The following is a 21,286-nucleotide window of genomic DNA, read 5'->3' as shown; positions in this document are numbered from 1 at the left end:
TTCTTTAATATTAATATTTAATAGTTAATATTTAATAATGAAGATTGAAGAATGAAGAATGAAGAATGAAGAGTGAAGAATGAAGAGTGAAGAATGAAGAGTGAAGAATGAAGAGTGAAGAATGAAGAGTGAAAAGTGAAGAGTGAAGAGTGAAAAGTGAAGAGTGAAGAATGAAAAGTGAAGAATGAAAAGTGAAGAATGAAGAATGAAGAATGAGACAAAAGAGCCAACAATCAAGAGTCAAGCCAGGGTATTCGGATTTATTGATTCATTGGTAATTGGTAATTGGTAATTGATTATCGGTAATTGCTAATTGATTACCGGGATTCTTCACTCACTTCCCAGTTCCCACTTCCCAGTTCCCAGTTCCCACTTCCCAGTTCCCAGTTCCCACTTCCCAGTTCTCAGTTCCCAGTTCTCAGTTCTAAGTTCTCAGTTCCCAGTTCCCAGTTCTAAGTTCTAAATTCTAAATTCTAAATTTCCAGTTCTCAGTTCCAATGTCTCAACTATAATAAAATTATGAAGGATAATACAATTAAAAATTTGCTGATAGTAGGCATTTTCGTTGGTTTTGCCTATTATGTGTCCCGTTCCTATCAACAGAAAAAACAAAAGGAGAGGGAATTGCGCGAAAGTCTCCATTTTCAGTTATTTTAAGGTTCTCTTTTCGACGTACCCTGTTGAGCGCTGAATTAAATTTTATTCCGGCAGTTTTGCATGCCGGAATTTTTGTACCTTTGCAGGTCAATTAACAGTTTTATGCTTACACTCAGAACAATCAACGAAAATCCGGAAGAGGTTATCCGGAAGCTGTCGAAAAAACATTTCGATGGCGGGGAGATGATCTGTCAGATCATCGATCTGGATAACACACGGCGCAAAACGCAGACTCATCTCGATGCCATTCTGGGCGAGATTAACACCATTTCCAGGTCGATCGGCCGGCTTATGAAAGAGGGAAACGAGGAAGAGGCGTCTGTCGCGCGGGAGAAAGTGCGATTGCTGAAAGAAACCTCCGGAGAGCTTGCTGAAACATTGAAAGAGGCAGAACAAAAAATAGAGGCTCTGTTGGTCACCATACCCAACCTGCCGCACGATTCCGTACCGGCAGGACGGACAGCCGAGGACAACCTGGTTGAACGAAGCGGGGGAGAGATCCCCTCGCTCAACGATGATGCCCTTCCGCATTGGGAACTGGCTAAGAAATATGACCTGATCGACTTTGAATGGGGAGTGAAGATCACCGGTGCCGGTTTTCCGGTGTACAAGGGGAGGGGAGCGCGGCTCCAACGCGCCTTGATCAATTTTTTCCTGGATAGCGCACGCGATGCGGGATTTATGGAAGTGCAACCCCCTTATCTGGTCAACGGCGATTCAGGCTTCGCGACGGGGCAGTTGCCCGATAAAGAAGGACAGATGTACCATGTGGGATTGGATGATCTTTATCTTATCCCTACCGCGGAGGTGCCGGTAACCAATATTTACCGCGATGTGATCCTCGACGAAAAGGAGCTCCCCATAAAGAATACCGCCTACTCGGCTTGTTTCCGTCGTGAAGCAGGCTCCTACGGGAAGGATGTGCGCGGACTGAACCGCCTGCATCAATTTGATAAGGTGGAGATCGTATGTATTGATAAGCCGGAGAATTCCTATGAGCGGCTGGATGAGATGGTGCAGTACGTACAGACCCTCGTCGAACGGCTGGGACTCCCGTGGCGTATCTTGCGACTTTGCGGGGGAGATATGAGTTTTACCTCGGCCCTCACGTTCGATTTTGAGGTCTATTCCACTGCGCAAAAGCGTTGGCTGGAAGTGAGCTCCGTGTCCAATTTCGAAAGTTACCAGGCCAACCGGCTGAAATGCCGTTACCGGAATGCCGACCGCAAGACGGAATTTTGTCATACCCTTAACGGCAGCGCGCTTGCTTTGCCGCGTATCATGGCTGCATTACTGGAAAACAACCAAACGCCGGACGGCATACGGATCCCTGCACCGCTGGTGCCGTATTGCGGTTTTGAGCTGATCGATTGACGGGTTAGCCTGATTTTCCCCTGCTCACAAAAGCCGGGATCTTGTGTCGGCGCCGGCTTGCTATTTCCGGCTTAACATCTTCAGCAACTGAAGGATGGCCAGGTTGGCCGCGCGCTCGATGTTCTCTTTGCGGCTGCGTCCCACATTATACTCCCGACTGAGAATCCGGCCCTCACAATAGGTGGCAATCCAAACTGTCCCTACCGGCTTCGATTTTGTCCCCCCGTCGGGCCCCATAATTCCCGAGACGGCAATGCCGCATTCAGTCCTCAGTTTTCCGGTGATATTGATAGCCATCTGTTCCACCACTTCACGACTGACCACGCCGTGGGCATCTATCGTGCCCGGGTCCACATCCAGCTGTTCTTCCTTTATCCGGTTGTCGTACGAGACGATACTCCCTTGGTAATAATCAGACGCGCCGGGGACAACGGTGATCCTGTGGGCAATATATCCTCCGGTGCAACTTTCGGCTGTGGCAACAGTGAGTTGCCTCTTACGCAGTTTTTCGCCAAGCAGTTCCTCGGGCATTTTCTCGCCTTTACCCGCGAAATGATCTCCCAGGAGTTGTTTCAGCTTTCGGCCCAACTGTTTCATCTCCGGCTTGCGCCCTTCTCCCCATGCCGATAAGCGGAGACGGATATATCCGAAAGAGGGGAGGTATGCCAGTGAAAAACCGGCTGGCAGCTTATTTTCAAACACGGCGAGGCGGGTAGCCAGCGCCGATTCGGTAATTCCCGTTGCCAAGTAGGAACGCTGCAGGTACTCATTTGCCTGGAACCGTTCCTGTAGCAGCGGAATGATGTCTTTGCCCATCGCGGTCCTCATCTCGAAAGGAACTCCCGGCATCGAGACCAGTACTTTCCCCTCCTTGTCGAACCAGAGAATGGGAGCCGTGCCGGCCCTGTTCTGTATTACCCTGCAGTTTTGGGGTATGTAAGCCTGTTGCCGGGTGAGTTGATTCAAAGGTATGTTCCGGTGGAGAAATAATAATTCAATGTTTTGCAATACCTCTTCGTTGAACTCCAAAGCGGTATGGAAATAACGGCAAAGGGTGTGCTTTGTGATATCGTCGTTGGTAGGCCCCGCACCTCCTGTCAGTAGCAGAATGTCCGCCCTCTCAAACGCGTGATCGATAGCCCTGATAATATCATCCTGACAATCCCCCACGGAGGTGATAGCCGTTATTGCGAAACCGTACCGTGTAAGTTCACGCCCCAGCCAGGCAGCGTTGGTATCGACAATTTGTCCGATCAGGATTTCATCGCCAATAGTAATAACCTCTACCTTCATATTATTATTGTGTTTCTTAATCTTCTGCAAAATAAAGGATAATCTTTCAGATAGAGAAAAAAGAGTGTTATTTATTTTTTTATTTTAAATGATTGTCATATCTTTGCACACCGAAAATTGAGAGTAATCAAACAGCAGGATCAATGGAGTTTGCTTCGGTATCAGAGACTGGATTACAAGTTGATGATCGGGCAGCTTCAATGACCGGAAAAAATAAAAATCAGTATGAAGAAAGAGATCCATCCCAACAATTACCGTCCGGTAGTTTTTAAAGATATGTCGAATGAAGAGATTTTCATTTCACGATCTACTATTAATGCGAAAGAAACTATCGAGATCGACGGTGTTACCTATCCGTTGGTAAAACTTGAGATTACCAGTTCTTCACATCCATTCTATACCGGAAAACAAAAACTGGTAGATACGGCAGGACGGGTTGACAAGTTTATGAGCCGTTACGGAAACCGTAACAAGAATAAATAAATCGGGTATCCACAGGATTAATGATGTAACAAATAGCGGCGGTCTGGCAAGGATCGCCGCTATTTGTTATTGGAGTTATGTGTTGGTTTTACGCAAAATTGTGTACTTTTGTCTTATCTGACAGGAGGTATATGTGAAAACCATAACAGAGGCATTCTTGCACCCGTTAACGCCTGCAGCTTTATGTCGGGGAAAATACCCGGGCTTACAGATAAACAAGTAAAAAGCCAATGAAACGAATAATCGAATCATTTTTAGCAAGCACCGAGTTTCAGACATGTATTCGGCAAAAGAAGACTTTGATGCTTCTTCTCATCATACTCTTATCACTCCCCGCGGCGGGTCAGGTGCAGCTGAATCACAATGCGAAAATAAGCCTGCTGACCGCATCGCCGTGGTATGGTGCTGTATATGCTTTTTTCGGCCATACCGCCATCCGTGTGCAAGATGATTCTACCGGCGTGGACCTGGTTTTCAATTACGGTTATTTTGACTCCTCGCAACCCTATTTTATCTATAATTTTGTACGGGGAAAAACGGATTATATCCTGGGTGACCTTCCCTTTGAGGCATTTCTCAACGAATACGGATACCGGGGACAGCAGGTGGTGGAGCAGGAATTGAACCTCTCGCCGGCTGAAAAACAACAGTTGTATGATGCGCTCACGGTTAACGCGTTGCCTGAAAACAGAGAGTATCGATACAACTATTTTTATGATAATTGTTCCACTCGTCCCCGTGATATTGTGGAAGAATACACAGATGGCCACATTCAATATCCGCCCACTACCCGGAATCAATCTTATCGCGACCTGGTGCACGAATGTGTGGAGAGGTATCCGTGGGTGGAATTCGGTATCGACCTGCTGATAGGAAGCCCGGCTGACACTCCTATCGATGTGAGGGCGAAAATGTTTATTCCAGACTATCTGATGGACTCTTTCGAGGGGGCAATCATCCAAAGAGGCGATACATTGAACGTGCCATTGGTGAAAAATACAAAAATAGTATTACCAGCTGACAAAGAGAGAAATAAAATTAGCGAAGGGGTTGTTTTCACACCCGTATTAACAGCATTCGCATTGCTGCTGCTCACTATAATAGTCTCACTCATCCAAGTTGTCAAACTGAATAAGACCAAACTTGCCAGGATTTATGACACAGTATTGTTCGCGGTTGCCGGATCGGCCGGCATAATCCTTCTGGTGCTGATGTATTTCTCGGAGCACCCTGCCACCAACCCCAACTGGAATTTCGTCTGGCTGAATCCGTTCGCGCTGATTGCCGCTTCTTTCTTCTGGATGAAATCAGCAAATAAAGCAGTTTATTTCTATCATTTTATTAACTTTGCACTCTTAACGCTTTTCCTCTTATTATGGTGGTTGATGCCGCAGCAATTGCCGTTGGCGACAATCCCATTTTCAATGAGTTTGTGCCTCAGGTCCGGAACAAACATTTATATATGGAGGAAAAGGCGGTTAAAAAACAAACAGTTCACCACCAGTAAACACCTGAAAGCAGGTTGGGGTGGATTGTAAATAGGTAAATGAGGGGATACGGGCATGGTTAGAATACTATCTTCACTGGTTGCTTTTTTTTCAATCACAACGCTTTTCGCGCAAACATCTCCGGGTGAAATACCGAAACTGGTGGTGGGAATCACCATCGACCAGTTCAGGGGTGATTATCTGGAAATGTTCAGACACAGATTCGGGAGCAAGGGATTCAACAGGTTGTTGAATAACGGCCTTGTGTACAGCAATGTATATTACGATTTTCCCAATCTGAACAAGGCATCTGCCATTACGACCATCTTTACCGGCGCCAACCCTTCCTATCATGGAATTATGGCTGAGAAAAGGTATTTGGCAGATTCGAACCGTGAAATATCCTCTTTCTTCGACGATAATTATCTGGGAAATTTCACTACTGAAAAACTTTCCCCTCTTCCTGTCAAGGTTTCCACCCTTGCCGACGAACTGAAGATCGCTTCAGCAGGACAGTCGGATATCTTCGCTTTTGCTCCCGATGCTTCCCAGGCTCTGGCATCCGGCGGACATGCCGCGAGTGGAGCCTTCTGGATTGAAGAAGAGAACGGGAAATGGGCCACTACCACCTTTTACAAGAACAGGCAACCGGTGGTTGATCAACATAACCGCGGCGGGCAATCGCTCACCTATACTATTAACAGTCTCACATGGCGACCGGCCATTGACGTGAACCAGTATGACGCTTTTCCGTATACCCGGAACAGGTATAATTTCCAGCACTACCTTGGCCCCGATAAGAAAGATCATTTCCGTCTGTTCAAACAATCACCCTATGTGAATAAGGAGGTAAATGATATGGCGGTCAGGTTGCTTGAGTCGGGATCGCTGGGGAAACGGATGAATCCCGATTTTCTGGCGCTTACTTTCTATGCGGGGAATTATGAAAAAGCACTTGATAAAAATTATTCCGTGGAGATACAGGATACCTATTATCGTCTTGATCAGGAGTTGGAGAGGCTGCTTGACGCCATCGACACCTCTGTGGGACTTAAGAATACCCTCATCTTTGTGGTTTCTACCGGATATTTCGAGGAACAGGAGATCATTCCCGAGGGGATGGTTACTTCCGGTGGTGATTTCTATCCCGAACGGAGCCAGGCCTTGCTCAATATGTATCTGATGGCACTTTACGGCAGAGAGCAGTGGATCAGGAAATATTACGACAGGCAATTCTTCTTCGACAGGAAATTGCTCGAAGACAAAAAGATCGATTTAAGGGAGTTTCAACAGAGGGCTGCCGAGTTTCTGGTGCAATCGGCCGGCATTCAGGATGTGATCACTTCGTATCAGATGCTGCATGGCGCCTATAACCAGGATGTGCAGTATTACAGAAACGGATTTTACAAGGGTTTTTCAGGTGATCTTTTCCTCCGGTTCCAACCCGGTTGGCGGATAGTGGACCCTCAGTCCGATCAAAACGTAAGAGTGCGGAACAATGCTGTGGTGGCCCCGGTAATTTTCTTCGGGAGTGATATCAAACCCCAGAGAATTGAACGGACGATTGAAGCGACCCAAATCGCGCCAAGTGTGGCATACCGGTTGCGTATCCGGGCTCCCAACGCCGCCGAAGGTGAGATTTTAAGGGAGCTTTTTCGTTAAGCAATAAGCAGAAGTCAAGTTTAATTGGATTATGCCGTCGCGAGAATTGAAAATCGAGGAGCGAAGGCGACTCAATTGAAAATCGAGGAGCGCAGGCGACTCAATTGGAGATCGAGGAGCGCAGGCGACTCAAAAAGTCTAACTTTACTGAATTATTTCGGTAAAGGGGAAGAGAGGCCCTACTTGTTTTGCAACTACGATCAATACAATATTTATTGAAGAATATATACCAAATAATAAGAGGTGGAAGGGTAAGGTGATTGGGAAACCATATCTGTAACCTGCAACCAATTTACACCTCACAATGAATAGAGATACTTATGGGATGGAATGATTTTATATCAAAAATAATCGGTAACAAGGCACAACGCGACCTGAACGAAATTAATCCGGTCGTGAAAAGGGTGAAAGAGGCCTATGCCGAAATAGAGAAACTCTCTCATGATGAATTGCGTGATCTGACGAAAGAGCTTGAAAAACGCATTCAGGAATATGTCGCGGCGGAGAAAGCGCAGATAACGGAACTCAAGGCCGGTATCGATGCCATCGACCTGGATAAGCGTGAAACGGTCTGGAACCAGGTGGACAAGCTGGAGAAAGATGTGATGGAGAAGTATGAGAAGGCGCTCGATGAAGTGCTGCCGGAAGCTTTCTCTATCATGAAAGATACAGCCCGCCGTTTCACGCAGAATGAGGAGATTGTGGTTACAGCTACTGATTTCGACAGGAATTTGGCGGCGAATCACGACTTTGTCCGTATTGAAGGCGACAAGGCCATCTATCAAAACCACTGGATCGCCGGGGGGAACGAGATCACCTGGGACATGATCCATTATGATGTGCAGCTCTTCGGTGGCGTGGTGCTGCACCGCGGAAAAATTGCCGAGATGGCTACGGGAGAAGGCAAGACGCTGGTGGCAACACTTCCGGTTTTCCTCAACGCGCTCACCCACGAAGGGGTGCATGTGGTGACTGTGAATGATTATCTGGCAAAACGCGACTCGGAATGGATGGGCCCCATGTATATGTTCCACGGTTTATCGGTAGATTGTATCGACAAACATGAACCCAATTCCGACGCCCGTCGCAAGGCATATGAATCGGACATTACTTTCGGCACCAATAATGAATTTGGTTTTGATTACCTGCGTGATAACATGGCCATTTCGCCCAAGGATCTCGTGCAACGTAAGCATAATTACGCCATCGTGGACGAGGTAGACTCGGTATTGATCGATGATGCCCGTACCCCGTTGATTATCTCCGGTCCGGTACCTAAAGGCGACGACCAATTGTACGACCAGTTCCGTCCGAGGGTGGAAATGATTGTGAAAGCGCAACGTGAGCTGACTACCCACCTGCTGGCTGAGGCGAAAGTAAAAATGGCTTCGTCCGATCCCAAGGAACAGGAAGAAGGCGCGCTGTTGCTTTTCCGTTCCTATAAAGGGATGCCGAAATATAAGCCTCTTATCAAATACCTCAGTGAACAGGGAGTGAAGGCGGCAATGCTTAAAACCGAAGCATTCTATATGCAGGAGCAGATGCGCAATATGCATGTGGTGACCGATCCGCTGTACTTCGTAATTGATGAGAAGCAGCACAGCATTGAACTGACGGATAAGGGTATCGACCTTCTGACCGGCAAGTCGGACGACCCCCATTTCTTTATCCTGCCTGATATTGCTTCCGAACTGGCGGAACTGGAACAGTCTCCACTTCCGGATGAAGAGAAGGCAGTCAAGAAAGACGAGTTACTACAGAATTACGCTGTGAAGTCGGAACGTGTGCATACCATCAACCAGTTGTTGAAAGCCTATACCCTGTTCGAAAAAGATGATGAATATGTGGTGATTGACAACAAGGTGAAGATCGTGGATGAACAGACCGGCCGCGTGATGGAGGGACGCCGCTACTCCGACGGTTTGCACCAGGCGATCGAAGCAAAAGAGCGGGTGAAAGTGGAAGCGGCTACCCAGACGTTTGCCACCATCACCTTGCAGAACTTTTTCAGGATGTACAGCAAGTTGGCCGGCATGACCGGTACGGCTGAAACGGAAGCGGGTGAGTTCTGGGATATCTACAAACTCGACGTAGTGGTGATCCCGACCAACAAACCCATTATCCGCGATGACCAGAATGACCGTATTTACAAGACCAAGAGGGAAAAATATACGGCGGTGATCGAAGAGACGGAAAGTCTTATCGCCAAAGGACGCCCTGTCCTTGTCGGCACCACTTCCGTGGAAATCTCTGAGTTATTGAGCCGCATGCTCACTCTTCGTAAGATCAGGCACAACGTGTTGAATGCCAAGCTGCATCAGCGTGAAGCCGAGATCGTGGCCCATGCCGGACAAAAGGGAATGGTGACCATAGCCACCAACATGGCGGGTCGTGGTACCGATATCAAGCTCACCCCGGAGGTGCGGGAAGCGGGCGGTCTTGCCATCATCGGTACGGAGCGGCACGAGTCACGCCGTGTGGACCGGCAGTTGAGAGGACGTGCCGGACGCCAGGGAGATCCCGGATCAAGCGTGTTCTTCGTCTCATTGGAAGACGACCTGATGCGTCTCTTTGCCACAGAGAGGATTGCCGGCCTGATGGACCGGATGGGATTCAAAGAAGGCGATGTCCTTGAACACAATATGTTGAGCAAATCGGTGGAACGTGCTCAAAAGAAGGTGGAAGAGAACAACTTCGGGATCCGTAAGCGTTTGCTGGAATACGATGATGTGATGAACTCTCAGCGTGAAGTGATCTATCGCCGTCGCCGTCACGCCTTGATGGGTGAGCGTATCGATAACGATGTGGCCAACATGATCTCGGAGACCGCGAGGAATATTATGGAGATGAACGAAGATAACTACGAAGGGATGAAACTCGATCTGCTTCGTGTGATGGCGCTGGACATCCCCTTCAAAGAGGAGGATATGAAGAAGATGAGACTGGACGACCAACTGCAGGCGGTGACTGCCCAGGCTTTTGACACCTTTAAGCGTAAAACGGAGCGGCTCGCCGAAGTCGCCCAACCGGTCATCAAGCAGGTCTATGAACATCAGGGGGCGATGTATGAGAATATTCTCATCCCCATTACCGATGGGAAAAGGGTATATAACATCTCATGCAACCTGAAGGAGGCATACGATACCGGATCGAAAGCATTGGTAAAAGCCTTTGAGAAATCAATCCTGCTGCATACTATCGACGAGGACTGGAAAGAGCATCTCCGGGAAATGGATGAACTGCGCCAATCCGTGCAGAACGCGAGTTACGAGCAGAAAGACCCGCTGCTGATCTATAAGCTGGAGTCGTTCAACCTCTTTAGGTCAATGGTCAACGATATCAACTCCAAGGCGGTATCCATCCTGATGCGCGGTCAGATACCGGTGCAGGATCCCGGAAGCGTAAGGCGTGCCGCCCCTGAGCAAAAAACCGATTATAGCAAGTACCGTACTCAAAAAGAGGAGTCGGACGGTATGCCGGCGGGAGCCGGCAGGAATGGCGACCCCCAACAGAGACAGCCCCAGAAGCTGGAGCCCATCCGTGTGGAGAAAAAGGTGGGGAGGAACGACCCATGCCCCTGTGGAAGCGGGAAAAAGTACAAAAACTGTCACGGCGCGTGAACGTTCATCGTAGTTCATAAATAATTCAAAACAGGAAGTAATAAACTTCCTGTTTTTTTTGTTAAATCGGGAAAAAAGCCGTACCTTGGTCTGTCCAAATTTTGAAAATTTTAAAACAGTCACTAATCTGTTAATAAGCTACATAGAAATATTAGTTGAAGAGAAAAATCACTTTGTAATATGATTGATCAGGAAGACAGAATCATCAAGATTAATATCGAAGATGAAATGAAGTCATCGTACATCGATTATTCGATGTCAGTTATTGTTTCTCGGGCCTTGCCCGACGTGCGTGACGGCTTTAAGCCGGTGCACCGCCGTATCCTTTACGGCATGTCGGAATTGGGGAATACCTCCGATAAACCCCACAAGAAATCCGCGAGGATTGTCGGTGAGGTGTTAGGTAAATACCATCCTCACGGCGACTCCTCAGTGTACAACGCCATGGTGCGTCTCGCGCAGCATTGGAGTATGCGTTATACGCTGGTGGACGGACAGGGTAACATGGGCAGTGTCGATGGCGACAGTCCGGCGGCCATGAGGTATACCGAGGCACGGTTGAACAAACTGGCCGAGGAAATGCTCAGGGATATCGAGAAAGAGACGGTCGATTTTCAATTGAACTTCGATGATACCCTCGAGGAACCGTCGGTACTTCCCACCCGTATTCCCAACCTGCTTATCAACGGTTCATCGGGGATTGCCGTGGGGATGGCTACCAACATCGCGCCGCATAACCTCACCGAATGTATCAACGGCATTATCGCCTATATCGATGACAGAGAGATAGATACTCTCGGGTTGATGCAACATATCAAAGCGCCCGATTTCCCCACCGGAGGCTATATCTATGGTTATAAGGGTGTCGAAGAGGCGTTTGAGACGGGTAGGGGACGTATTGTCATGCGTGGAAAAGCGGAGATCGAGACGGGCAAGACCCACGATAAAATCATTATCTCCGAAATTCCCTATCTGGTCAATAAAGCCGATCTGATCAAGCATATAGCCGATTTGGTCTCGGAGAAGAGGATCGATGGTATCTCGAATGTCAACGACGAGTCGGACAGGGACGGCATGCGTATCGTGGTGGACATCAAACGCGATGGTAACGCCAATGTCGTGCTGAATAAACTCTATAAACTCACCGCGCTGCAATCCTCTTTCAGCGTGAACAGTATCGCGCTGGTGAAAGGACGTCCTGAATTGTTGTCGCTAAAACGGATGATCGAACTGTTCGTGGAACACCGTATTGATGTGGTGATCCGCCGGACCAAATATGAGTTGCGTAAAGCCGAAGAACGTGCCCACATCCTGGAAGGACTCATTATCGCTTCCGATAATATCGATGAGGTGATCGCCATCATCCGCGGTTCTTCCACACCGCAGGAGGCCATCCAGCGACTGATGGAACGGTTTCAACTTTCCGATCCGCAGTCGCGCGCCATCGTCGAGATGCGGTTAAGGCAACTGACCGGCCTGGAGCAGGATAAGTTGCGCGCTGAATACGAGGAGATACAAAAGTTGATCGCTTATCTCAATGAGATCCTGGTCAATGAGGAACTTCGGATGAAAGTGATCAAGGATGAGCTGATGGAGATCCGTGAGAAATATGGCGACGAACGCCGTTCGGAAATCATCTTCGCTTCGGAAGAGATGAACCCTGAGGATTTCTATGCCAACGAAGACATGGTTATCACCATTTCCCATATGGGGTATATCAAACGTACTCCCCTGGCCGATTTCCATACACAGAACAGGGGCGGGGTAGGAGTCAGGGGAACCGATACCCGCGAGGAGGACTTCGTGGAATATATCTATCCCGCCACCACACACAATTATATGCTTTTCTTTACCCAGAAAGGGAAATGCTACTGGCTCCGCGTGTATGAAATCCCGGAAGGAACCAAGAATTCGAAAGGAAGAGCTATCCAGAACCTGCTCAATATCGATTCCGACGATGCGGTCAATGCGTTTGTACGGGTGGAGACATTGCAGGATAAGGAATATATCAATTCTCACAACCTGCTCTTCTGTACCCAGCAGGGGGTGGTGAAGAAAACGCCGCTCGAAGCCTATTCAAGGCCCAGACAGAATGGGGTGAACGCGATTACCATCCGTGAAGAAGACAGGGTGATATCCGTACGCCTGACCGACGGCAACCAGCATGTAATCATGGCTAACCGCAACGGACGCGCCATACGATTTCCCGAAAAGGATGTCCGCCCCATGGGACGTACTGCTACCGGAGTGAGAGGGATGACATTGGATGACGACGGTATGGATTGCGTAATAGGAATGATCTGTATGAAGCCCGATTCGGAAGATACTATCCTGGTGGTATCGGAACAGGGTTTCGGTAAAAGGACAAAACTGAACGACGAGGACGGCGAACCGGTATACCGGATTACCCGCAGAGGCGGAAAAGGGGTGAAAACACTCAATGTGACAGAGAAAACCGGCAAGCTGGTCGCCATCAAAAGTGTGACCGACGACAATGATTTAATGATAATTAACAAATCCGGCGTCACAATACGTGTGAAAATTTCCGACCTTCGTGTTATGGGACGTGCCACACAAGGCGTTCGTCTTATCAATTTGGAAAAGAGGAACGATCAGATCGCCTCCGTTTGCAAAGTGAATTCCCAGGAGGAAGAGGCGGAAGATATGGAAAATCTCCCTGAGCAGACCGAAGAAACAAGCACAGACAGCGATGGACTGTTATAATCGGGACATATGTATGGACCCATAAAATTCATTGTCTCATTAAACTTTTTGATATATTTTAGTCAATACATAGCAAGATACCGTTATCAAATGAAGATGATTACGAAACCGAAAGGTTCCATCTCGTATAAATAGTTTAATCACAAAAATATGACAAAATGAAAAGAATTCTATTCTTCACTATGATTGCCATTTTCTCCACGGGAAGTATTCTCGCGCAGAAATCGGCTCTTAGAGATGCTAAAAGAGCATTAGGACGAGACGATCTGAAAGAAGCACGCACATTGATCCAGCAGGCCTCCACGAATCCGGAGACCGCCACTGATCCGGAAACATGGAAAGTGATGGGGGATATTGGCAATAAAGCTTTCGACAATGAGAGAACCAAAACCATGCTGAACCAGGAGGCTAAGGAGAAGGTGATGTATGATGGACTCCTGGAGTCTTATCAACCTTATCTGAAGGCCGATTCACTGGCTGAACTCCCTGATGACAAAGGTAAAGTGAGAAACCGGGTACGCAAAGATATCAGTAACATCGTGCGCGCCAATCATCCTTTTTATATCAACGGGGGAGTCTATTACAACGAACAGAAAGACTATAAGAAGGCGGCGGATTTCTTCGAGATTTACTGGAATATACCCGCGTTGCCCATGTTCGAAGGTCAGAAAGACGCGTTCGTGTTGGACAGCACCTATCAGACTATCAAGTATTACGCCATCATTTCCGCCATCTCTGCCGAGCAGCACGAAAGAGCTTTGGCTATGCTGGAACGCGTGGCTAAAGAACCGTTCATTGAGAACAGCGTATATCAGGAAAGTGATATTTACGAGTTGATGGCAAGCGAATACGAAAAATTGGGTGACTCTGTCAAATTTGTTGAAACACTTTATCTCGGTGCCGAAAAATTTCCCAAAAGCAAGTATTTTTTGCCCACCGTGATCAATGTGCTTATTCGGAATGGGGAAGGTGATAAAGCAATGGGATATCTCGATCAGGCCATTGTTAACGATCCGTCCAACTCGTGCGACCTGAACAGTGTGAAGGGAGCACTCCTTGCCGAAAAGGGAGACTATGCCGCTGCTGAGGCCGAGTATAAGAAAGCCCTGGCACAAGATCCCAATTGTGAGAGAGCCCTGGAAAACCTTGGAAGGAATTATATTATTCAGGCGCAGGAAATAAAAGAAGAAACCGCTACCTTGTCCAGCAGACAACAGCAGCTGGAAAACGATAAAAAAACAGTGGAGTTATACCAGCAGTCACTTCCTTTATTGGAAAAATTGGAACAAGTTACAAAAGCAAGGAATGCTTCGCAGCAAGAAGTGAATGGAGTGCTTATGTTGCTTAGGAATGTATATTATAATTTAAGTGTATTGGGAGTCGATAAGTCCGCGCAACTGAAAGTTATAGAAGATCAACTCAATTTGGAGAATTAAATAATTCGAGTTTCGCGTCTAAGCTTGAAATGTATGCAACTAAGTTGCAACCATACCACGCTGGAGCCCGGTATCGCACCGGGCTCTTTTCTTTTGCATTTTTTTATTCCGTCATTGTCATGGGAGAATCACGAATCCATCTATCCTTTGAAGCGGCGGGGACCGGCCAAGCGAAGAGAATGGGAACAAGCGAGGAGAACGCCAACAATATATTAAACATAATAGTTATTATAGGAAATGAATTGGGTTATTTTATTGGCTACCGGCATATTGACCCATTGACACATTTTTATTACTTTTGTACCCATATATCCGGACAAGATATCCGGACAAGATTAAAAAATAAATTCGTGTACGCGATCTATCACTTGGAAACAACTAGAAACAACAGTAATCCAACCAAAGTGTGCGGTAAGAGTACCGGCCTGTTTTCATCATAAACGAAATCCGAAAAAATTATCCAATATATAAAATGAATGACTGACAATCAAAGATATATACAGAGAGGAGTTTCGGCATCCAAAGAAGATGTGCATAATGCCATCAAGACAGTCGATAAGGGCATTTTTCCGAAAGCATTCTGTAAGATCGTACCTGATTATTTGGGTAACGATCCTGAATATTGCAATATCATGCATGCCGACGGTGCCGGCACCAAATCATCGTTAGCCTATATATACTGGCGTGAGACCGGCGATATTTCCGTATGGAAAGGTATAGCACAGGACGCATTGATAATGAATATAGATGACCTCCTTTGCGTGGGCGCCACCGATAATATCCTGCTCTCTTCCACCATCGGCAGAAATAAAAATCTGATCCCGGGAGAGGTGATCTCGGCCATCATTAACGGCACCCATGAATTGTGCGAAGAACTTTCAGGACTGGGGGTGCATATTTATCCCACAGGCGGTGAAACAGCCGACGTGGGTGATCTTGTACGTACTATTATTGTGGATAGCACGGTTACCTGCCGTATGAAACGCTCCGATGTCATTGATAATGCCCGCATTCAGGCCGGCGATGTGATTGTCGGACTTTCCTCATCGGGACAGGCAACCTACGAGAAACAATACAACGGCGGTATGGGCAGCAACGGGCTTACTTCGGCACGCCACGACGTGTTTGCCAATTATCTGGCACAAAAATATCCGGAGAGTTATGATGCCTCCATCCCCGCCCACTTGGTCTATTCCGGCCGGATGAAGTTGACGGATGAAATGGATGATCTGGGGATTGACGCCGGAAAACTGGTGCTTTCCCCTACCCGCACCTACGCTCCTGTCATATCTCTGATAATCAAAGAATTAAGGCGGCATATTCACGGAATGGTTCACTGCTCCGGAGGAGCGCAAACCAAGATACTCCATTTCCTGGGAGAACGACTCAAAGTGGTGAAAAACAACCTATTCCCTCTCCCTCCGCTCTTTGACCTGATCCAAAAGCAGTCCGGCACGGCATGGGACGAAATGTACAAAGTATTCAACATGGGGCACCGGATGGAGATATATCTCTCTCCCACACACGCGCAACAGGTGATGGATATCTCCCGCTCGTTCAATGTAGACGCCCGGATTGTGGGATATGTCGAAAAATCGGATGTCCGTGAACTGGTGATCGAAAGTGAATTCGGACAATTCCGTTACAGATAAACACTATATGTCGCAAAACTCATTACTTGATAAATTAGAGCATTTGGTCACCCGCTTCGAAGAAGTGGGAACATTGATTACCGATCCGGAAGTGATTTCCGATATGGATCGTTACGTGAAACTGAACAAAGAATACAGCGACCTTCAAAAGATTGTGGAGGTGCGGAATGAGTATAAGGCCGCGTTGGAGAGTATCTCCGAAGCGAAGAATATTCTGGCCAACGAGTCGGATGCCGATTTAAGGCAACTAGCCAATGAGGAACTCATGGTTCATACCGAAAAACTACCCCTGTTGGAAGAGACGATTAAATGGTTACTCATTCCCGCCGATCCCGAGGATGCCAAGAATGTGGTGATGGAGATCCGTGGCGGTACCGGAGGCGACGAAGCCGCCATTTTCGCGGGAGACCTTTACAAAATGTACACCAGATATTGTGAAGGCAAGGGGTGGACCACTCAACTGGTCAGCTTTACCGAAGGTACATCCGGCGGTTATAAAGAAATCATTTTCACAGTGAGTGGTACCGATGTGTATGGTACGTTGAAATATGAATCGGGCGTGCATCGCGTGCAACGTGTACCGCAGACAGAAACCCAGGGGCGCGTGCATACTTCGGCGGCTACCGTGGCCGTATTGCCCGAGGCGGAAGAATTCGATGTGGAACTTAATCCGGCCGATATAGATTTTCATACCGCCCGTTCGAGCGGTGCCGGCGGGCAGAACGTGAACAAGGTGGAAACCAAAGTGCAGCTTACCCACCGGCCGTCGGGGATCGTGGTAATCTGCCAGCAGGCCCGCTCACAGCTCAAAAACAGGGAGATCGCCATGCAGATGCTGCGCACCAAACTTTATGACATAGAACTCTCCAAACGGCAGGGGGATATCGCCTCACGACGAAAGACGATGGTCTCCACGGGCGACCGGTCGGCCAAGATCCGTACTTATAACTATCCCCAGGGACGGGTTACCGATCACCGTATCAATTACACGATTTATAACCTGTCGGCCTTTATGGAGGGTGATATACAGGGTGTTATTGACCAGCTGATGGTGAGCGAAAATGCGGAAAGGATGAAAGAGGCGGAATGATAACGTATGGTTTCTTTCCTGCTTGTCCAATAAAATAATTTAAGAATTGTATACCCGCAATGCGAAACAACGTTCGACGACCGAATGCGAGTCAATTCCATGCACCGAAATAAAAAATACAATAACCGTATAAAATATATGACCAAACAACAACTCTTTGCACAGATCCGCAAGAAGCAATCCTTCCTCTGCGTGGGACTCGATGCGGATATAAAAAAGATTCCGGATCACCTGCTGGAGGCGGAAGATCCGATCTACCAATTCAATAAAGCCATTATCGATGCCACAGCACCTTACTGCGTGGCTTATAAGCCCAATCTCGCCTTTTATGAGAGCGAAGGGGTGAAAGGATGGATGGCGTTTGAAAAAACCGTTGCCTATATCCGCCAGCGCTATCCGGATCAGTTTGTCATTGCCGATGCCAAACGAGGCGATATCGGGAATACCAGCCAGATGTATGCCCGCGCTTTTTTCGATGAAGTGAAAGTGAACGCGGTGACGGTGGCTCCTTATATGGGAGAAGATAGCGTAAAGCCGTTCCTGATCTATTCCCAACGGTGGGTGATCCTGCTTGCTCTCACCAGTAACAAGGGATCGCATGATTTCCAATTGACCGAGGACCGTGAAGGCGAGCGCCTTTTCGAAAAAGTACTGCGTGTCTCGCGGCAATGGGCGACCGATGAGCAGATGATGTATGTGATAGGCGCGACCCAAGGTAGACTCTTTGAGGATGTGCGGAAGATCGTGCCCGGCCATTTTCTGCTGGTTCCCGGCGTGGGGGCGCAGGGGGGGGCGTTGGAAGAAGTGTGCCGGTACGGAATGAACAAATGCTGCGGCCTGCTGGTTAACTCTTCACGGGGAATTATTTATGCCGATGACGGTGAGGATTTTGCTTATGCTGCCGGACAAGAGGCGAGAAACCTACAGCAGGAGATGCGGGAGATGCTCAGGAAATATCTGTAGACCCAGGATTATCCGGAAAAATAATTCTGAAAATTATACCCATATCGCGCAAAAAACTATTTCAAAATATCTCTCAGATGAATATGTTTCAGAAAAGGAAAATTATCAATGATCCGGTGTTCGGATTTATCCATATCCCGAATGATTTCATCTATAAGATCATTCAGCATCCTTTTCTGCAACGGCTTAACCGTATCCGGCAACTGGGATTGGCACCCTTTGTATATCCCGGTGCGCAACATACCCGCTTTCATCATTCTATCGGAGCAATGTTTCTGATGGATGAAGCTCTCAAGACGCTGAAAGAAAAAGGGCACGATATATCGAAAGAGGAAACCGATGCCGCCTTGACGGCTATCCTGCTGCACGATATCGGCCACGGCCCCTTTTCGCATGTGTTGGAACACACCCTGGTCACGAATATCCGCCATGAGACCATCTCGTTGCTGCTTATGGAGCGGATGAATGAGGAGTGGCATGGGCGCCTGCAAATGGCTATCGATATTTTCACGGACAATTATCCCAAGCGGTTCCTTCACCGGCTGGTGAGCGGACAACTGGATGTGGACCGGCTCGATTACCTGCGCCGGGATAGTTTCTTTACCGGCGTGGTGGAAGGAAATATCGGTTCCGCCCGTATTATCAAAATGCTCGATGTGAAAGAGGATAAACTGGTTGTGGAATCCAAAGGAATCTATTCCATTGAGAACTTCCTGATGTCACGACGACTGATGTACTGGCAGGTCTATCTGCACAAAACCGCGGTGGCGGCGGAGAAGATGATGATCAATACGCTTCGGCGCGCCAAGGAGTTATCCATGATGGGCGAAAAACTGTTCGCCTCCCCTGCTCTCTCCTATTTTTTGTCGAAAGAGAGCACTATGGCTGATTTTAAAGATAATGGAGAGGCTTTACGGCATTTCGTTGACCTGGACGATAACGATATCTGGTCTGCGCTGAAAGTATGGGTTACGAACCCGGATACGGTATTGGCGGTGTTAAGCGACGGTATGGTTAACCGCAGGCTGTTTAAAATTGAGATCACTGAAGAAAAGAGCAGTGAGGAAAAAATGTCAGCTTATATGGCGTCGTACATGAAAAAATTCGGTATTACCGCGCGCGAAGCGGCCTATTTCCTTTCGTCGGATATGCTGACGACTGACATGTATAGCGAAGAAGACGACAGTATCGATATCATCTACAAGAACGGTGAAGTGAAAGATATTTCCAAAGCGTCGGATATGCTCAATATCGAACTGCTGTCGAAAAAAGTAAAAAAATATTATTTCACCTACCTGAGAGATTGATTATCTCTCTATCTATCCATTTATCCTCTATCGCGCGAAGCATATCATTCCTGTTTCGCGTTGGGCACAAAGAACACCACAACGATGCAGCCGACAATCCCGAGGGAAATGATTACCCATCTGAGTGTGCCGGGACCGATTACTAAAAATGAGGAAAATAACACCATAATCGACATAAAAGCAAGCACACCTGCTTTTCCTCTCCGGGTAATGCCTTTCCGGCGTTGGTAATTTTTGATCTTGGGACCTAATATTTTGTTGTTCAACAGCCAGTGATATAATTTTGGGGAACTTTTGGCATAGAGGAAAGCCGATAACAGCGCCAGGGGAGTTACCGGAAGACCCGGCACCACGATTCCCAAAATGGCAAGTACAAGTGAGACCGTACCTCCAATGACATAGAGGAGACGTATGATTCTGTTTTTTTTGATCTCCAGTTTGACCTCTTTTTCAGATACGGCGATGGAGAGATCCTGTGAAACAGGACGATTATGCAGACCCGGAATTTTATCCATAAATGTATTCCTTTTTAGTTGAACTTAAAAACCAGCCTACCCTGCAAAGCAAAGAGTGCTTTGGGGGCTTGGCTTATTTTTTCCATAAGAGATTGAGGAGGCAGTGTTGGCCACGAACCCGGCTTAAATCACCAGCCTATGGTGGCGGATAGCCGGATTTAAGTATTTCCACACTCATAAGAAAAACCTGAACTGCAAATTTAGGCAAATAATATGGTATAGTGATGAAAGAACCGGATAGATTTTAATATGGAGTTGTTGGAAACATAATTCTTTACACCTATCATTCTTTTATCCACAAAACCTCATAACTGCGAAAGTGATAAGAAATTGCGACGGAGTAATCGTGTTGGTCAGAGAGAATCAATGAATGGGGAATATAATTTTTGTACTTCACTGAATTTCCCTTATCTTTGCGGATATTGTTAAGGTTATGAAAAATCTGTTTTAAATATAAATGATGGCTTCTACAGAGGGAAAGAAAAAAAACATCCGCTTGCTTTTTGTTTGTCTTGGGAATATCTGCCGTTCACCGGCTGCTGAAGGCATTATGGCGACTATCGTGGAGAAGTACGGCCTGCAGGACATTATTGAAGTGGATTCGGCCGGTACTTCCGGATGGCACGAAGGTGAACTCCCCGATGAGCGTATGCGGTCGCATGGTGAAAGAAGAGGATACACCTTGGATAGTCCCGCCCGAAAATTCAGAAAATCCGATTTTGATGATTTCGATCATATCCTGGTGATGGACAGGCAGAATTTCACCAATGTGAGAGGAATGGCTACGAGTCAGCGGCAAACCGATAAGATCCATATGATGACCGAGTTCTCCCGACAATACACTCATCACGATCATATTCCCGATCCCTATTACGGAGGAGCATCAGGATTCGAGCTGGTGCTCGACCTGCTGGAAGATGCCTGCGAAGGGTTGCTGCAAGCCATCAAAAAGAAACACAGCCTTTAGAAGACAAAAAACTGGCCATATTCGTGGTTGTATCCAATAAAATTATAAACGATTGA

14 protein-coding genes are annotated in these 21,286 nt (G+C 47.4%); 12 read left to right on the top strand and 2 right to left on the bottom strand.

Annotated elements, in window-relative coordinates; genetic code table 11:
• Nucleotides 1-759 precede the first annotated feature (759 nt).
• Nucleotides 760-2,031 (top strand): serine--tRNA ligase, encoded by a 1,272-nt coding sequence (serS, locus tag D7D25_RS11545; protein WP_122969106.1) that lies wholly within the window; start codon nt 760-762, stop codon nt 2,029-2,031.
• 60 nt (nt 2,032-2,091) lie between these two features.
• On the opposite strand, the gene D7D25_RS11540 is transcribed toward serS, so the two are convergent.
• Nucleotides 2,092-3,324, bottom strand: coding sequence for a CinA family nicotinamide mononucleotide deamidase-related protein (locus D7D25_RS11540; RefSeq protein ID WP_122969112.1), 1,233 nt, complete (start codon nt 3,322-3,324; stop codon nt 2,092-2,094).
• 225 nt (nt 3,325-3,549) lie between these two features.
• Between D7D25_RS11540 and D7D25_RS11535 the strand changes: the two genes are divergently transcribed.
• The 10 genes from D7D25_RS11535 (at nt 3,550) to D7D25_RS11485 (ending at nt 19,748) form a co-directional block, all read left to right on the top strand.
• Complete coding sequence (locus D7D25_RS11535) at nt 3,550-3,807, top strand: type B 50S ribosomal protein L31 (RefSeq protein WP_019540833.1); 258 nt, start codon at nt 3,550-3,552, stop codon at nt 3,805-3,807.
• Between the two features lie 230 nt (nt 3,808-4,037).
• Nucleotides 4,038-5,345 carry a DUF4105 domain-containing protein gene (locus D7D25_RS11530; RefSeq protein ID WP_122969105.1) on the top strand — a complete coding sequence of 436 codons (1,308 nt, stop codon included), beginning with the start codon at nt 4,038-4,040 and terminating at the stop codon, nt 5,343-5,345.
• Nucleotides 5,346-5,369: 24 nt separating this feature from the next.
• Nucleotides 5,370-6,956 (top strand): alkaline phosphatase family protein, encoded by a 1,587-nt coding sequence (locus tag D7D25_RS11525; RefSeq protein WP_122969104.1) that lies wholly within the window; start codon nt 5,370-5,372, stop codon nt 6,954-6,956.
• A 320-nt stretch (nt 6,957-7,276) separates the two neighbouring features.
• Nucleotides 7,277-10,576 carry a preprotein translocase subunit SecA gene (secA, locus tag D7D25_RS11520; RefSeq protein ID WP_122969103.1) on the top strand — a complete coding sequence of 1,100 codons (3,300 nt, stop codon included), beginning with the start codon at nt 7,277-7,279 and terminating at the stop codon, nt 10,574-10,576.
• A gap of 180 nt (nt 10,577-10,756) precedes the next feature.
• Nucleotides 10,757-13,300 carry a DNA gyrase subunit A gene (gene gyrA / locus D7D25_RS11515; protein WP_122969102.1) on the top strand — a complete coding sequence of 848 codons (2,544 nt, stop codon included), beginning with the start codon at nt 10,757-10,759 and terminating at the stop codon, nt 13,298-13,300.
• Nucleotides 13,301-13,458: 158 nt separating this feature from the next.
• Nucleotides 13,459-14,736, top strand: a complete 1,278-nt coding sequence (locus D7D25_RS11510; RefSeq protein ID WP_122969101.1) for a lipopolysaccharide assembly protein LapB — start codon at nt 13,459-13,461, stop codon at nt 14,734-14,736.
• 476 nt (nt 14,737-15,212) lie between these two features.
• Nucleotides 15,213-16,388 (top strand): AIR synthase related protein, encoded by a 1,176-nt coding sequence (locus D7D25_RS11500; protein WP_122969099.1) that lies wholly within the window; start codon nt 15,213-15,215, stop codon nt 16,386-16,388.
• Nucleotides 16,389-16,395: 7 nt separating this feature from the next.
• Nucleotides 16,396-17,478 carry a peptide chain release factor 1 gene (gene prfA / locus D7D25_RS11495; protein ID WP_122969098.1) on the top strand — a complete coding sequence of 361 codons (1,083 nt, stop codon included), beginning with the start codon at nt 16,396-16,398 and terminating at the stop codon, nt 17,476-17,478.
• Nucleotides 17,479-17,616: 138 nt separating this feature from the next.
• Entirely contained in the window at nt 17,617-18,441 is an 825-nt protein-coding gene (pyrF, locus tag D7D25_RS11490; RefSeq protein WP_122969111.1) for an orotidine-5'-phosphate decarboxylase, read from the top strand.
• An 83-nt stretch (nt 18,442-18,524) separates the two neighbouring features.
• The gene (locus D7D25_RS11485) at nt 18,525-19,748 is read left to right on the top strand and encodes an HD domain-containing protein (protein WP_122969110.1); all 1,224 of its coding nucleotides are present in this window, start codon (nt 18,525-18,527) and stop codon (nt 19,746-19,748) included.
• Between the two features lie 44 nt (nt 19,749-19,792).
• Here D7D25_RS11485 and D7D25_RS11480 read toward each other — a convergent pair whose 3' ends face one another.
• Nucleotides 19,793-20,263, bottom strand: a complete 471-nt coding sequence (locus D7D25_RS11480; RefSeq protein ID WP_255417277.1) for a YbaN family protein — start codon at nt 20,261-20,263, stop codon at nt 19,793-19,795.
• A gap of 457 nt (nt 20,264-20,720) precedes the next feature.
• On the opposite strand from D7D25_RS11480, the gene D7D25_RS11475 reads away from it, so the two are divergent.
• Nucleotides 20,721-21,230, top strand: coding sequence for a low molecular weight protein-tyrosine-phosphatase (locus D7D25_RS11475; protein ID WP_185140251.1), 510 nt, complete (start codon nt 20,721-20,723; stop codon nt 21,228-21,230).
• Nucleotides 21,231-21,286 lie beyond the last annotated feature (56 nt).

The sequence above is a fragment of the Proteiniphilum sp. X52 genome (assembly GCF_003712195.1).
Taxonomy (GTDB): Bacteria; Bacteroidota; Bacteroidia; order Bacteroidales; family Dysgonomonadaceae; genus Proteiniphilum.
This window is presented reverse-complemented; position numbering and strand designations above follow the sequence as displayed.